We start from the raw sequence: 13,891 nt of genomic DNA on the forward strand, positions 1-13,891 counted from the left end.
TATGATTTAATTGGCTACAATATTAACCAGTTTGCCTGGAACAGCGACCACTTTGCGTACAGTCTTGCCAGCAATGGCCTGCTGGACATTGTCCTGAGACATGCTGTATTCCTGCATAGCTTCCTGGTTCATGTCTTTGGCAATCATGGCGCGCTGAACGATTTTACCGTTGACCTGAATGACGATTTCAACCTCGGAATCAACCGTCCATGCTTCATCAAAAGCTGGCCATGCAGCATATGTGATGCTTTCCTGATGTCCGAGACGTTCCCACAGCTCTTCGGTAATATGCGGTGCAAACGGTGCAAGCAGCTGCGTAAAGTCCTCTATCGCTTTGCGCGGAATCGAATCAGCCTTATAAGCATCATTGATGAAAATCATCAGCTGGCTGATCGCTGTGTTGAAACGCAGATGTTCCATATCTTCAGTAACTTTTTTGATCGTTTTATGCCAAACGCGTTTGAATTCATCGCTGCCTTCATTATCAGTAATTTTTGAATTCAGACTGCCGTCTTCATTAATGACAAGACGCCATACACGGGACAGGAAGCGGTGCGAACCTTCCACACCATTTTCGTTCCATGGCTTCGTTGCTTCGAGCGGCCCCATGAACATTTCATAAATGCGGAGCGTATCCGCGCCATAATTCTCAACAATTTCATCGGGATTGATGACATTGCCGCGGGACTTACTCATTTTTTCATTATTTGTTCCAAGAATCATGCCCTGGTTCACCAGCTTCTGGAAAGGCTCCTTGGTGCTGACAACGCCCAGATCATAAAGAACCTTATGCCAGAAGCGTGCATACAGCAGATGAAGCACAGCATGCTCAACTCCGCCGATGTACAGATCTACCGGCATCCATTCGCGTTCTTTCTCCTTCGAAATGAGCTCCTCTTGGTTATGAGGATCAATAAACCGCAGATAATACCAGCAGCTGCCTGCCCATTGCGGCATGGTGTTCGTCTCGCGGCGTGCTTTCATGCCGGTCTCCGGATCCACCGTTTCCACCCACTCGGTTACGTTCGCAAGCGGTGATTCTCCTGTGCCGGATGGTTTAATCTGCTCAATATCCGGCAGCATCAACGGAAGCTGGTCCTCCGGAACAGTCTTCATGGTGCCGTCCTCAAGATGCAGAATCGGAATCGGCTCTCCCCAATAACGTTGCCGGCTGAACAGCCAATCGCGCAGACGGTAGGTCGTTTTCCCTTGCCCATTTCCGTTTTCTTCAAGCCAGGTAATCATTGCAGGGATGGCTTCTTCTGTGCCCAAGCCGTTCAGGAAGCCGGAGTTGACAAGCTCTCCTCCACCACTGTACGCCTCTTCCTGCACATTGCCGCCTTTCACGACTTCAATGATTTCCAATCCGAACTGCTTCGCGAATTCCCAGTCACGTGTATCATGGCCTGGAACCGCCATAATTGCACCTGTTCCATAACCGGCAAGCACATAATCGGCGATCCAGATTGGCAGCTTCGCACCATTCACTGGATTGACCGCATAAGCACCTGTAAACACACCGGTTTTGTCCTTAGCGAGATCCGTACGCTCCAGGTCGCTCTTTCGAGCTGCTTGATCCTGATAAGCTTTTACAGCTTCGAGCTGATCCGGCGTTGTAATCTCTGCTACCAGGTCATGTTCAGGAGCAAGCACGCAGTAACTGGCGCCAAACAGGGTATCCGGACGGGTAGTAAACACGGTAAGCTTACCTTCATGTCCTTCGATATCAAAGTTCACTTCAGCCCCTTTGGATTTACCAATCCAGTTGCGCTGCATATCTTTAATGCTTTCGGACCAGTCCAGTTCCTCCAGATCCTCAAGCAGACGTTCTGCATATTCGGTAATTTTCAGTACCCATTGTCTCATCGGCTTGCGGACAACCGGATGTCCACCGCGCTCGCTCTTGCCGTCAATAACTTCTTCGTTTGCAAGCACGGTACCCAGAGCCGGGCACCAGTTCACAGGCAGTTCAGATACGTAAGCAAGGCCTTTATTGTACAGCTGGATGAAAATCCACTGCGTCCATTTGTAATAATCCGGGTCTGTCGTGCTGATCTCGCGATCCCAGTCGTAGGAGAAACCCAAAGATTTGATTTGGCGGCGGAAATTGTTGATATTCTTCACCGTGATGTCACGTGGATGTTCACCTGTATCAAGAGCATGCTGCTCTGCAGGTAGGCCAAACGCGTCCCATCCCATCGGATGCAGCACATTGTAACCGCGCATTCTCTTATAGCGGGATACAATATCGGTTGCCGTATACCCTTCAGGATGCCCTACATGGAGGCCCGCACCGGACGGATACGGAAACATATCCAGCGCATAAAACTTCGGCTTACCAGATTCCTCTCCCGTTTTAAACGTATGATGCTCATCCCAATACTTCTGCCACTTCGGCTCAATTGTCTGGGCCTGATATCCCTGAGCCTGCTGCCCATTTTCACTCATAATCTGATGTCCTCCTCATACAGTCAGGCGGCCTTGCTGCAAGCCGCGATCCATTACTCTTTTTTTCATCAATCTTAAACTTCATACGCCGTCCCTTTCAGAACGGAATCCATTAAAAAAACCCCTGCATCCATAGCGTATTAGCGCTAGGGACGAGAGGTTTGATTCCCGTGGTACCACCCTAGTTAGCGGAAAATATACTTTATTCTCCACTCCCTTTGCACCCTTATCGGAGGTGAGGCGATGGTTCTTCGCGCCAAATAATAAACATTCCGCGTTTCAAACCATGACTCCAAGGCGAGTTCATTCCGCTTCGTCAACCGGCTTGCACCATCCGCCGGCTCTCTGTGTGACACCGCTGAAACTAATACCCCTCATCATTGTCAGAAGTTATTTAATTTGATCAAATCATTAGATTGAGCTAAAGATTGACTCGTTTTTAGTTCATTCTACGTTAAGTAAAACTACATTAAGTCATATTATATATAAAACCGTCAGGACAGTCAATCGGTAGCGTCGCAGCAAAATATATGCTTATTTCGGATACGCTGTATAATATAAGTCACTGGTACCATACTACATATTGTCTGTCCAAACTTTTATGAACCAGGGGGAGTGTTTGTATGCGTGAAGGTCTGATTCCTGCCGTTCTGGGAACTGTAGTATCTACTTCCGGCGCCCTACTTCTGGGCAGCAAGTATAAACTTGCCGCCACAGGAATTCTTGGATTCGGCCTGGCTCATGTCGTGCTGGGAACGATCGATTTGATCGAACACCGGTAAGAGAAAGTCTTGGATAGGTAGCAATACAAAAAGAGCTGGCTCGTCAGAACAATCCTGTTCTGGCAAGCCAGCTTTTTCTTCCCATCATCGCTTGAAAAATATATTTTTTATTGTGGATTGGTTGTCCAAATACCTGCGGACTTCACAAAAACACGGGCTGGAAGCTTTAAGGAGGCCAAAGCGAGCTCAGCCACATCCTCCGGCTGCATCATCCGGTCCTCGTCTCCAATGTTCAAATTGTTGTCCCGCGCCAAATCTGTATTCACCGTGCTTGGAGTCAGTGCCATTACACGAATGTTCTTTTTGCGTACTTCCTGAAGAAGTGACTCTGTCAGTCCCATGATTCCGAATTTGGATGCGCAGTATGCGGAACCTGTTGCGAATCCTTTTTCACCTGCTGTCGAGGAGATATTAATGATATTGCCGCTGTTTTGTTCCATCATTGTCGGCAGAACTGCCCGGGATACGTAATACGTGCCCATCAGGTTTACTTGGATGATACGCTCCCACTGATCCGGATCCATGTCAGCCACCGTACCAAACGCAGCCATGCCTGCATTATTGATCAGGATATCTATGCTTCCCAGTTCCTGTCCCAGCTTCGATATGGCATTCTCTACTTCCGTACGGGAAGATACATCTGCCGTTGCGGTATATACGGATACTCCATATTCTGTGGTTAAAGAATCACGTAGCGCGTTCAGATCGGAGGCAGTTCTAGCCATCAGACCCAAATGAACTCCTTCTTTGGCTAATGCAGTTGCGATGGCAAGGCCGATACCCTTTCCGGCACCTGTAATGATCGCTGTTTTATCTTTTAAATTGGTAAGTTTCATTCTCTTCCATCCCTTCTTCTACGAAGCTTCTTTTTATTACCCATAATACCATGTAGCAAAAAGCCCCGGAAGCCGTGTTCCGAGGCATTATTTTTCCCATTTCCGGATACGAATTATCCGAATCAGGCTAAGACTAACTATTTAACCGCCACATAAAAAAGCCGCTGAGCATCGTCTCCGGCTTCCACCCATTCAAAATCAGCATAGCATTTCACATCGCGGAATCCCGCCTTGACCAGCTCCGTCTTCATCCATTCCGGATCATAAGCCCGCTGGACATGCGTTTCTTCAAACCGGCGGTACAGATCGCTCTGCTCCTCCTTCGCGAAAATGCTCAAATGATGCTCGATTTCACACCGGGGAGCATCCAGCTCGCAGGTCCATATGTAAGATACAGACCTGTCATCCCAGACAAAAGGCTGCTCTTCATCGTAACGGATCATCGTATTCGGATGATGCACATCGAACAGAAAAATCCCTCCGGGCTTCAATCCCTTATAGGTTTGGGCGAATGCAGCGGTGACATCTCTCTCTTCCAGCAAATAACTAAAGCAATCGCAGAAGGAAATAACCGCATCCACCTGCTCCGGAATTTCCCATTCCCGCATATCCTGCTGCACCCAGCGGATTGAGCCTTCACGGTAGAGTCTGCTGCCTTGCGGCGTGCTCTCCATTTTTCGTCTTGCCACAGACAGCATGTCCGCGGATAGATCGATTCCGGTCACTTCGAAGCCTGAGTTGACGAGCGGGATGGTAATGCTGCCCGTACCGCAGCCGAGCTCGACTACGCTTTTCGGCATGCTGCCATGCTTATCCCAAGCCTGACGGGCAAAACGAAGCCAATCCGGATAAGGCATATCCTCCATCAATTCATCGTAGACATATGCAAATTTTCTGTATGAAGACATGATGACACCGCACTTTCTGTTCACTTTCAGCTTTCAGTGGAATTTTCCTGTTTCTCAGAATCCGATTTGGCCAAATACGTCCAATTTTCCTTCTGTGTCACAAGGCCTTCCTTCATCAATTTACCCAATGCCCGTTTAAAGGCCGATTTACTGATACCAAAGCGCTGCTTGATAATATCCGGAGGTGTAGCATCCGAATACGGCATGCCGCCGGCAGGACGTTCCTTCAAGAAGGTAAGAATCCGTTCCGAATCCATGTCACGGCCAACTTCCTTGCGCTGGGCCATGGATAGATTTACACGGCCGTCTTCCCGGATATGACTGACACGAACCTCCACTTCCTCACCGAGTCTTAACAGGTTAAGACGCTCTGAGGAGTGAATCATGCCGATGACTCCGAGGCCTACTACGCCGCCATCTACGATGACGAAGGTTCCCATCTGCAGTGGTCTGTATACCGTGGCCTTGAACCATTGATTCAGCCAGGATACAGGTGCACTGAAGGCATGTCGGGACAATTCCTGCTCTCCCGCCAGTTTGGCGCGAAGGCGTCCCTGTTTGTCATGCTCCATAACCACGAATACAGAGTCCCCTACCTGAGGCCGGAGCTCCTTCAATTCGGGCAGCTCGCGAATCGGCAGCAAAAGCTGACGGCCGAGGCCCATTTCAAGAAAGCAGCCCAGGCGCGGATGCACATCAGCTACTACCAGCTTCGCCATTTCACCAAGTGTAAGATATGGCTTCTTCATTGTCGCTGCAAGTCGGTCTTCCGTATCATAGAAGATGAATACTTCAACATCGTCACCCGGTTTAATCTCATGCGTTAATTCCGTATAGTGCAGGAGAACGTCCTGGTCTCCCGCATCCAGAAAGTATCCGTATGGCGACACTTCGCGGAGCACTTCATACGTCTCTATCGTTCCTGCAACCGGACTCATACGTTCTCCACAACCTTGGCATCCGACCACAAGCGTTCGATATTGTAATAATCGCGTTCATCCCGGTGGAAGACATGAACAATGACATCTCCAAGGTCAATGAGTACCCAACGTGCGGAGTTCATACCTTCAATTCCGCGTATTTCCGAGCCCGTTTCTTGAACCCGCTTGCGGATTTCGGTTGCAATAGATTGGACCTGTACGTCTGAGTTACCGTGACAAATCACAAAATAATCCGAGATCAACGAAACGCCTTTCAAATCAAGCGCCACGACGTTCATTGCTTTTTTATCTTCAGCAGCTTCTACTGCCAGGTTTAACAATTGTTCTGATGTAAGGGTCATGAATTCGCCTCCAACTGTTTAATAAGATCATTACGCGCAAATACCGTCAGCGGATAAATAATCTGCCGCCGGGATACAAGCAGGCTAATTGTTGAATCAAAACCTGCAATCAGCCCTTCTTCAAGGCTATGGTGAGCCAGTTCTCGAATATTATTCACACCGGGAAAATCCCTTCCCGGCTCAATATAATCTGCCAGGCATACCACTTTATCCATGAGTGTCATGCCAATCCGCCCGGATGTATGATACTTGATCGCATCAAGTATTTCCGGGTCTTCAACTCCGTAATCCCTCTTGGCGACAAAAGCTCCCACTTCTGCATGCCAAAGCGATTTATCATAAAACAAAAGGTCCTTGGACAGGTCATTCTCCCGGATTACCAATTCCATCTGCTTGACGGGCCAGTATTTGGCAACATCATGCAAAATCGCGGCTCTTTCTGCTTTTACAGGATCTGCTCCATACAGCCCGGCAAGCTTGACTGAGGATTCCATTACACCTTGAGTATGCTGCCAGCGCATGGCCGGCATTTGCTCCGAAACCGATTTAATCAGTTCTTCCCGGCCGAATTCCATACAATCCTCTCCTTCTGATATAGTCATAGACACTGTCCGTTACCATATAGCGGATCGAATGACCTGTAGCCAGCCTTTCCCTGATTTCTGTAGAAGAAATATCAACCTGGGGCATGTCGGCAAGAAGCACCTTTCCTTTTAAATATGGAGGCAGTGCATCCAAATCCAACTCGGAACCCGGTCGTCCGACACCGATAAAGCTCATGAGCCCAACCAGTTCCTCAATGCCTTCCCATTTGGGAAGATAGTTGACCATATCGGCACCGATGATAAAGTGGAAATCTATATTTTCAAAAGAGCTGCGGATGTCCTTCACCGTATCAATGGTATAGGAAACGCCGCCCCTTCTGATTTCAATATCCAGTGTACGGAAACAAGGATGATCGGAGATCGCTTCGGCCACCATGCCGAGCCGATCCTCTCCGGCAGCTCCGGCCTGTTCCTTATGGGGCGGGATATGGCTGGGCATGAACCAGACCTGGTCAAGCCCGAACGAATCCCTTGCCGCTTCTGCAGCCAGCAAATGGCCGATATGAATGGGATCAAAGGTGCCGCCCATGATGCCTACCTTCATGGTGAACCCTCCCGCTTATGGCAATTCTATTTGTTTGTGATCTTTAGATTCTTTGTAAAGAATAATCGTGCTGCCAATAATCTGAACCAGTTCTGCTTTGGATTTTTCCGCAAGCTCTTCAGCAATCTCGTTTTTATCATCAAGGCAGTTGTTCAGAATACTGATTTTCATGAGTTCTCTTTTCTCAATTGCATCGTTAATATGTCTTACAAGCTGGTCATTGGTTCCTCCCTTGCCCACTTGAAAAATCGGATCCAAATGGTGTGCGAGGGATCGAAGATAGCGCTTTTGCTTACCCGTTAGCATGTATATTCATAACTCCTTAATATTCATCTGTTTTCTTTTTCCCAAAAGGGAGCTAGCCAGCCATACTTTTCAGTACGGCATTTCTCATTGCTGCAACCGGTGCCGGCATGCCGGTCCAGTATTCAAGCGCATAAGCACCTTGGTTGACAAACATACCGAGGCCGCCATGCACCGTGCAGCCTATTTTTTCACTCTCTGCCAGCAATCTGGTTTGCAGGGGGTTATAGATCAAATCGCTGACCACCGTATTTGCCGATATCAAATTTACATCCACCGGAGCTTCCGACATATTCGGATGCATGCCGACCGATGTCGTATTGATCAAAATATCAATATCCTTCAGATACGACGGCAGCTGCTGCATGGAAATCCCCCGGATATCGGTAAGTTCCTTCCATTCATCCGCCATCGCTTCCGCCTTATCGGCTGTACGGTTGGCAATGAAGATGCTGCCCGGGCTTTCCAGCGACAGGGCATACACGATGCCTCTCGCCGCACCACCCGCACCCAAGACCATGATCTTCTTTCCTCTCAGATCAGATACCGCCTCTTCCTTAAGTGAACGCACATAGCCAATCCCATCCGTATTATAACCGGTCAGTATGCCATTGTCGTTGACAATCGTGTTAACGGCTCCAATCCGGAGGGCCGTTTCATCCAGATGATCCAGATAAGGGATGACCTCCAGCTTATGAGGAATGGTAACATTAATTCCCCGGAAACCGAGAGCCTTGATCCCTGCAATGGATTCACGTACCTGCCCAGGCTTCACATGCATGGAAACATAAGAACCGGGCAGCCCCAGCGCTGACAAAGCAGCCTGATGCATGACAGGCGACTTGGAATGAGCTATAGGATCTCCGATAACGCCAAGAAGCAGTGCACCGGTACCCGTGAGTAAATCCGTCTTTGATATCATGTCAATCATCCTGCCTCTCCCGAATTCTAGTCATGCATCAGATCAGGGAAGGTCTGGCTAGTACTTTCACACCTTTAGGAGCATGGATAGCCGTTAGTGCGCCCTGATCGCTGTTCACCTTCATCCAGCCGAGACCAGAGATGAACAGATCCATTCTCGCACCCTTGGGCACGCGGATTTCATGTCTTGTCCATTCCGGCATCTGGCCGAGATTCTCCTTGTCAGGCGGTGCCAGAAGTACTCCCGCATGCTCTTGATATAAAGCGTCGGCTTTTTCCAGCTTGGTTCGGTGAATGTTGAGTCTGCTGCTTAAAAAGCAAGTGAAGGATTGACGGGCACCCTGAATAAAATCAAAGCGGGCCATTCCCCCAAAAAACAAGGTTTGTCCCTCATTCAACTGATATACCATCGGTTTCAGCGGATTTTCCGGCATGATTGCCCCCAAATCCTTGCGATCCACAAGCTCGCTATAACGCCATGGATATACGATCCCCGGGGTATCGATAATGTGGTGGCCATCATCCAGCGGGATACTGACCATATCCAGGGTGGTTCCCGGATAGCGTGACACGGTGAGTTCTTGTTCCAGATCACTATAATCGCGGATTAAACGGTTAATCAGTGTGGATTTGCCGACATTCGTAGCCCCAACCACGTATACGTCACGGTTGCCACGGTATTCGGATACCGTGTCAAGAAGACGCTCAAAGCCCTGATTTCTCTTGGCGCTGCACAGGATAATTTCTTCAGTCTTGAGTCCCTGCTCCTTGCATTGTTTCTGCACCCAGTTAATCACTTTGTTCCAGTTGGTCACTTTAGGAAGCAAATCGATTTTGTTCACGGCGAGAATAACGGGGTTATTACCCACAAAACGCTGGAGACCCGAAATCAAACTACCTTCGAAATCGAATAGATCGACAATATGAATGACGAGTGCATTCTTGCCGCCGATTTGGCTCAAGAGTCGTAAGAACTCATCCTGGTCCACTGTAACGGAAGAAGCCTCGTTATAGTTTTTAATACGGAAGCAGCGCTGGCAAATAACAGGCTCTCTGCCTAGCGACTTCTCCGGTAGGTACCCCGGCAAATCGGGATTTAGCGCCTGCAGCTCAATGCCGCAGCCGCTGCACTTTTTGATGCTTTGTCCGCCCATCGGGTCTTTCATTGATGTTTTTCCTCCTCAAGCCATAGTCCTTTTTTACGCAAACGTTTCAGTGCAATCTTCTCCAGGCGGCGGTTGATTCTTGTCGTCCAGCCTTCATCCGCAATGGATACCGGAAGCACCAGCACCGTAAAAAGGCCCATGCGGTTGCCGCCATACACATCGGTCATCATCTGATCGCCGACTACGATGGTTTCTTGATCACGGAGTCCCATCATGCTGATGGCCTTGCGAAAAGGCGCATTCCGGGGCTTACGCGCCTGATGCACAAACTGGATATCCAGTGGAGTGGCAAACGCCGCAACGCGATTCATGCGGTTATTCGACACAATGATCAGCTTAAACCCGATTTTTTTGACCCGCTCGAACCAGGTAATCAGCTCCGGTGTAGCCAGCGGCATTTTTGCCCCGACCAGGGTGTTATCCAGGTCCGTGATGATTCCCCGGTAACCCTTGGCATACAGGTCTTCCAAATCAATATCAAATACCGTATTCACCCTTAATTTAGGGATTAGTATTTCGAACAAATTGTTGTCACCTCAGTTTCATAGGACAAACTATACCATAATCTACGTGGTTAGTAAAAAAGAAAACGCCCGCGAGGGCGCTTTGCATAAGGTCGCAATTATGCCGCCGGATCCTCTGCCTTTTTAAGGGCTGTTTTAAGATTACGGCTGTGATCGTATACGCTTCTCCATTCGGCTTCCGATACCGAAGAGGGACTATATCTGGCTTTCTCAAACAGCATCAGAAGCGGTCCAAGTGCCGGAGATAAGGTCGGCATTTCCTTTTCCCAGCGATTTACGGATTCACGCAGCGTTTCGTTTGAGCTTCTCCGGATACCTTTTCTCTTCAGCTTATTCAGCCATTGTTCGGTCATCACGATCACTTTCTGATCCTCGGTAAGCTTTCTGCCTTTACGGATGCCGATGAGGAAAAATCTCACACGGATGCGCAGCAGCCAAAGGGTGTATATTGCAAGCAAAACAATGATAAGGACTGTAATCCAAGCAATTGCCGCAATGGAAAGTCCAGAACCATTCGTACCAGTTCCTGCTGTCGTTGTCTCCTTAAGCACGTCCTGCTCTGTTTCATCTTCAACTTGTGGAGCCGTGACAGGCTTGCTGTCTTCCTTATGCGTAAGCAGCGGCATGTTGAATCCCGGCGTCGCTTCGACAGGTACCCACCCGTAAGAACCAAAATAGACCTCTGCCCAGGAATGGGCATCTGCGTTGGTCACGGTATAGATTCCGGTATCAGCCACTCTACCCTGTCTCTGAAGTACATCATCCGAGTTCATCTGCTGCTGGCCAGGAGCGTATCCTTTGACCCAGCGGGCTGGAATATCGAGCGATCGTGCCATCATGACCATCGAAGTGGAGAAATAATCGCAGTAGCCTTCCTTAATATCAAACAAAAAGCTGTCCACAAAATCATCGCTTGTCTTTTTGGACAGGTCCGGCTGATTTGTGTATTTGAAGTTATTTATAAGGTAGTTTTGCAGTAATCCTATTTTTTCATACGGTGTATCTGCCGAAGACGTCACCTGCTCCGCCAGCTTGCGCGTTCGTTCGGGAAAGCTCTTAGGAATCTGCAGATACTTGTCATCCAGTTTATCTCCATTATAGAGGTTCTTGAATGTTTTACTGCGGATCTCATCTTCCGGAATGACCGGCACTTCCGAGATAACGGTATACGTCTTCGGATACTGAGGTTGTTTGGAATCGGTATTCCAGTGCAAAGTGGACTGGTTGCTTTCCCACAGCATTTTGCCTGCATTTACATCATCCATTTGCTTGACCTGCGATACGTTGAAAGCCCCAAACAGGACGGGGTACACATTGTCATTCAGCATTGTTACGGTCTGCTCCAATGTCTCCGTCTCTCCTGATGCAATTGGTTCACTGCTTCGCAGAGTAGTACCGATGTTCACATCATCGTAGTCGCTTCCGGTGCGTTCATCTGACCAGCCGCTGCCTGAGTACACTTGTCTGGTTTCACCTCGCCAGTAGCTGCGCTTCTCGGACTTCACCGACATGACAGGCGTATAGTCAAAATTAAAACCTCCGCCCAGGTTATTGTCATTCCGGCTGTACCCTGAAGTGCTTTTCACTTTCTCGCTTGTCAATTCGCCGCTTACATCCGCAGTATTGGAGCTGCCCCCGGGGGTTCCAATCCAAGCAGTATAAGGATCCGTCAGCGTCGGAGGAATGTTTGGCATGCTCACTCCGGCAATAAAGATAACGGAAAACAAAACGGCAGCGTGTATGAAAATTTTAAGAGGATACTTTCGCAAATGTTTCCATCCAGCAGGGAAGCGTGCCTGAAAACGACGAAAATGCTCACTGACCAGCCATCCCATCGCCGCAAAAACCGTCCAAGCCACTTCCTGCCACAGATCGCTTACCGTAAAAGAGTCCAGAATACTAAAGGCGATCACGTTAAGACTGGAAAAAACAAGAATCCTGCGCTTGGTATTGACTAAAATGGCGCTGAGCGTCAGCAAAACCCAGGCACCCGCAGCAATCCAGATATAGGGTGACAAATGATCCACATACTGCTCGATACGGTTTGCCATTGTACCGGACGGCATGTACACCCAATATTTGACCAATTCTTTATGGATAATATATAAAATGACTGCTCCTTCAAGGATAACCCGATAGATTCTTTTGGCAGGAAGCAGCATCTCTATCACAATGATAGCAGTCATGCTGATCAAAACGATCGACTTCGTTTCGGTATACCATGTGAAATCCATAAAAGAAACCCACTGCAATCCCATAATCCAAATCCATAATAGAGACAAGGAATAGAAGAGCGAATTTCTTATATAAGCTCCCCATGCTTTCATGGCCTTCCACCTCCCAACGCAGAGGGCAGATCATGCAAGCTGGAGACCGAACAACCGAATGTCCCACGCGCTTTGAGCATGGAAACCCAACCCTGCTTAGAGTTGTTCTCGCTTTCTGAAGATGACACCAAGATATGGGATGGAGTAAAGCCTCGCGTATCCGCCCAGCGCAGCAGTTCCAATGCTTTTTTCCCACTCTGCGGACTGATGAGGATGAACATGGCACCGGAAGGGATAAAGCGTCCGCTTTTCTCCAGCTTCGGCTGCAGATCGCCGTAACCATCTGCGGTCACGTCCACCAAATGATGCATCATCCGCTGACGGTCGCTGTAATTTTCACTGGGAGCAAACATTTTGAACTGATCACCTGCAGTTGCGAGTCCCATGCATAGCCGTTCACGCGAGGCATAATTAATAAGTGAGGCTGCAGTGGAGACAGCGAGCTCAAAATGGTTGTCCGACTCATAATGGGCTGAAATTGCATCCAGAACGAGCATAATCTTGGGAACGGAATCATATTCGAATTCTTTGGATTTCCAGGAGCCGGTTTTGGCGGTTGCATTCCAGTGGATACGTGAAATCCGGTCCCCGTAGACATATTCCCTTACACCATTAATTTGCGTCGTCTCCCGGCGGGATGCGGCGGCCCTTTGAGGACCTGCAAGCCTGGAGTTCTTGTCCATAATTCTCCATCCTGGAATGGATATTGTCCGCGGAAAAACGCGAAACTGGCCGGGAACATGAAAACTCCCCTTATGCTCAATAAGTCCGAAGATATCCTCCGTAACGCATTCCGTCTCTGTAAAATAATACCTTCCGCGTTCCAGTGGCGGAGTCTGGAACATCAGCTCGCCGCCTCCCCGGAAATCAGGAATCACGGATTCTTCAAAGGACCAGGTCTCTCCGTTATGCCGCTTCATGACTTCACGAATAATGAGATACGGCATCGGAAGGAACCCCGGAACCGCAAAATTCAAACTCACTTTAACCTGCTCTCCCGCATGCAGCGCTTCTCCCTGCTCCTGCTCAGCGGAAAGACTGCGTTGGCCATGAACCCGGCGGATTCCACCCAGGCCGCCTGCAATCAGGTATACTACCAGAACACTGATCATTACAAGCAGCATAAGTGCGGTTTTACCGCCCTGAAACAATACGAACAGCAGGCTGGCAGCCCATACTGCAAGCACAATCCAGAAGCGGAGATTCCGTAGAATCGACCTGGTTGTCTTCAGCAGCGCCATCATC

14 protein-coding genes and 1 other annotated feature are annotated in these 13,891 nt (G+C 48.9%); of the genes, 1 reads left to right on the plus strand and 13 read right to left on the minus strand.

Features of this window, described 5'->3' with window-relative positions; genetic code table 11:
• Positions 1-6: 6 nt before the first annotated feature.
• The gene (gene leuS, locus E6W40_RS17300; protein ID WP_136606591.1) at positions 7-2,448 is read right to left on the minus strand and encodes a leucine--tRNA ligase; all 2,442 of its coding nucleotides are present in this window, start codon (positions 2,446-2,448) and stop codon (positions 7-9) included.
• Positions 2,449-2,593: 145 nt separating this feature from the next.
• Positions 2,594-2,838, minus strand: a binding site (T-box leader).
• Between the two features lie 233 nt (positions 2,839-3,071).
• On the opposite strand from leuS, the gene E6W40_RS17305 reads away from it, so the two are divergent.
• Positions 3,072-3,230: an asparagine synthase gene (locus E6W40_RS17305; protein ID WP_136606592.1), complete on the plus strand. Its 159-nt coding sequence runs from the start codon at positions 3,072-3,074 to the stop codon at positions 3,228-3,230.
• Between the two features lie 107 nt (positions 3,231-3,337).
• Here the strand turns inward: E6W40_RS17305 and E6W40_RS17310 are convergent, their stop codons facing one another.
• The 12 genes from E6W40_RS17310 to E6W40_RS17365 form a co-directional block, all read right to left on the minus strand.
• Positions 3,338-4,066, minus strand: a complete 729-nt coding sequence (locus E6W40_RS17310) for a 3-ketoacyl-ACP reductase (protein ID WP_136606593.1) — start codon at positions 4,064-4,066, stop codon at positions 3,338-3,340.
• Positions 4,067-4,203: 137 nt separating this feature from the next.
• Positions 4,204-4,974: a class I SAM-dependent DNA methyltransferase gene (locus tag E6W40_RS17315; protein WP_136606594.1), complete on the minus strand. Its 771-nt coding sequence runs from the start codon at positions 4,972-4,974 to the stop codon at positions 4,204-4,206.
• Positions 4,975-5,000: 26 nt separating this feature from the next.
• Complete coding sequence (locus E6W40_RS17320; RefSeq protein ID WP_136606595.1) at positions 5,001-5,912, minus strand: CvfB family protein; 912 nt, start codon at positions 5,910-5,912, stop codon at positions 5,001-5,003.
• On the minus strand, positions 5,909-6,256 hold the full coding sequence (gene rsfS / locus E6W40_RS17325) for a ribosome silencing factor (RefSeq protein WP_136606596.1): 348 nt from the start codon (positions 6,254-6,256) through the stop codon (positions 5,909-5,911). The genes E6W40_RS17320 and rsfS overlap by 4 nt, the downstream gene beginning before the upstream one ends.
• Positions 6,253-6,831 (minus strand): bis(5'-nucleosyl)-tetraphosphatase (symmetrical) YqeK, encoded by a 579-nt coding sequence (yqeK, locus tag E6W40_RS17330; RefSeq protein ID WP_136606597.1) that lies wholly within the window; start codon positions 6,829-6,831, stop codon positions 6,253-6,255. Before yqeK ends, rsfS begins: the two co-directional genes overlap by 4 nt.
• The gene (gene nadD / locus E6W40_RS17335; protein WP_136606598.1) at positions 6,803-7,405 is read right to left on the minus strand and encodes a nicotinate-nucleotide adenylyltransferase; all 603 of its coding nucleotides are present in this window, start codon (positions 7,403-7,405) and stop codon (positions 6,803-6,805) included. Before nadD ends, yqeK begins: the two co-directional genes overlap by 29 nt.
• A gap of 15 nt (positions 7,406-7,420) precedes the next feature.
• Entirely contained in the window at positions 7,421-7,711 is a 291-nt protein-coding gene (gene yhbY, locus E6W40_RS17340; RefSeq protein WP_136606599.1) for a ribosome assembly RNA-binding protein YhbY, read from the minus strand.
• A gap of 52 nt (positions 7,712-7,763) precedes the next feature.
• The gene (gene aroE / locus E6W40_RS17345; protein ID WP_136606600.1) at positions 7,764-8,630 is read right to left on the minus strand and encodes a shikimate dehydrogenase; all 867 of its coding nucleotides are present in this window, start codon (positions 8,628-8,630) and stop codon (positions 7,764-7,766) included.
• Between the two features lie 37 nt (positions 8,631-8,667).
• On the minus strand, positions 8,668-9,795 hold the full coding sequence (gene yqeH, locus E6W40_RS17350) for a ribosome biogenesis GTPase YqeH (protein ID WP_136606601.1): 1,128 nt from the start codon (positions 9,793-9,795) through the stop codon (positions 8,668-8,670).
• Entirely contained in the window at positions 9,792-10,319 is a 528-nt protein-coding gene (locus E6W40_RS17355) for a YqeG family HAD IIIA-type phosphatase (RefSeq protein ID WP_136606602.1), read from the minus strand. Before E6W40_RS17355 ends, yqeH begins: the two co-directional genes overlap by 4 nt.
• A gap of 98 nt (positions 10,320-10,417) precedes the next feature.
• On the minus strand, positions 10,418-12,646 hold the full coding sequence (locus tag E6W40_RS17360) for a transglutaminase TgpA family protein (RefSeq protein WP_136606603.1): 2,229 nt from the start codon (positions 12,644-12,646) through the stop codon (positions 10,418-10,420).
• Positions 12,643-13,887, minus strand: coding sequence for a DUF58 domain-containing protein (locus E6W40_RS17365; RefSeq protein WP_136607054.1), 1,245 nt, complete (start codon positions 13,885-13,887; stop codon positions 12,643-12,645). Before E6W40_RS17365 ends, E6W40_RS17360 begins: the two co-directional genes overlap by 4 nt.
• Between the last annotated feature and the right edge of the window lie 4 nt (positions 13,888-13,891).

The sequence above is a fragment of the Paenibacillus dokdonensis genome (assembly GCF_004916975.1).
GTDB classification, from domain to species: Bacteria; Bacillota; Bacilli; order Paenibacillales; family Paenibacillaceae; genus Paenibacillus_AQ; species Paenibacillus_AQ dokdonensis.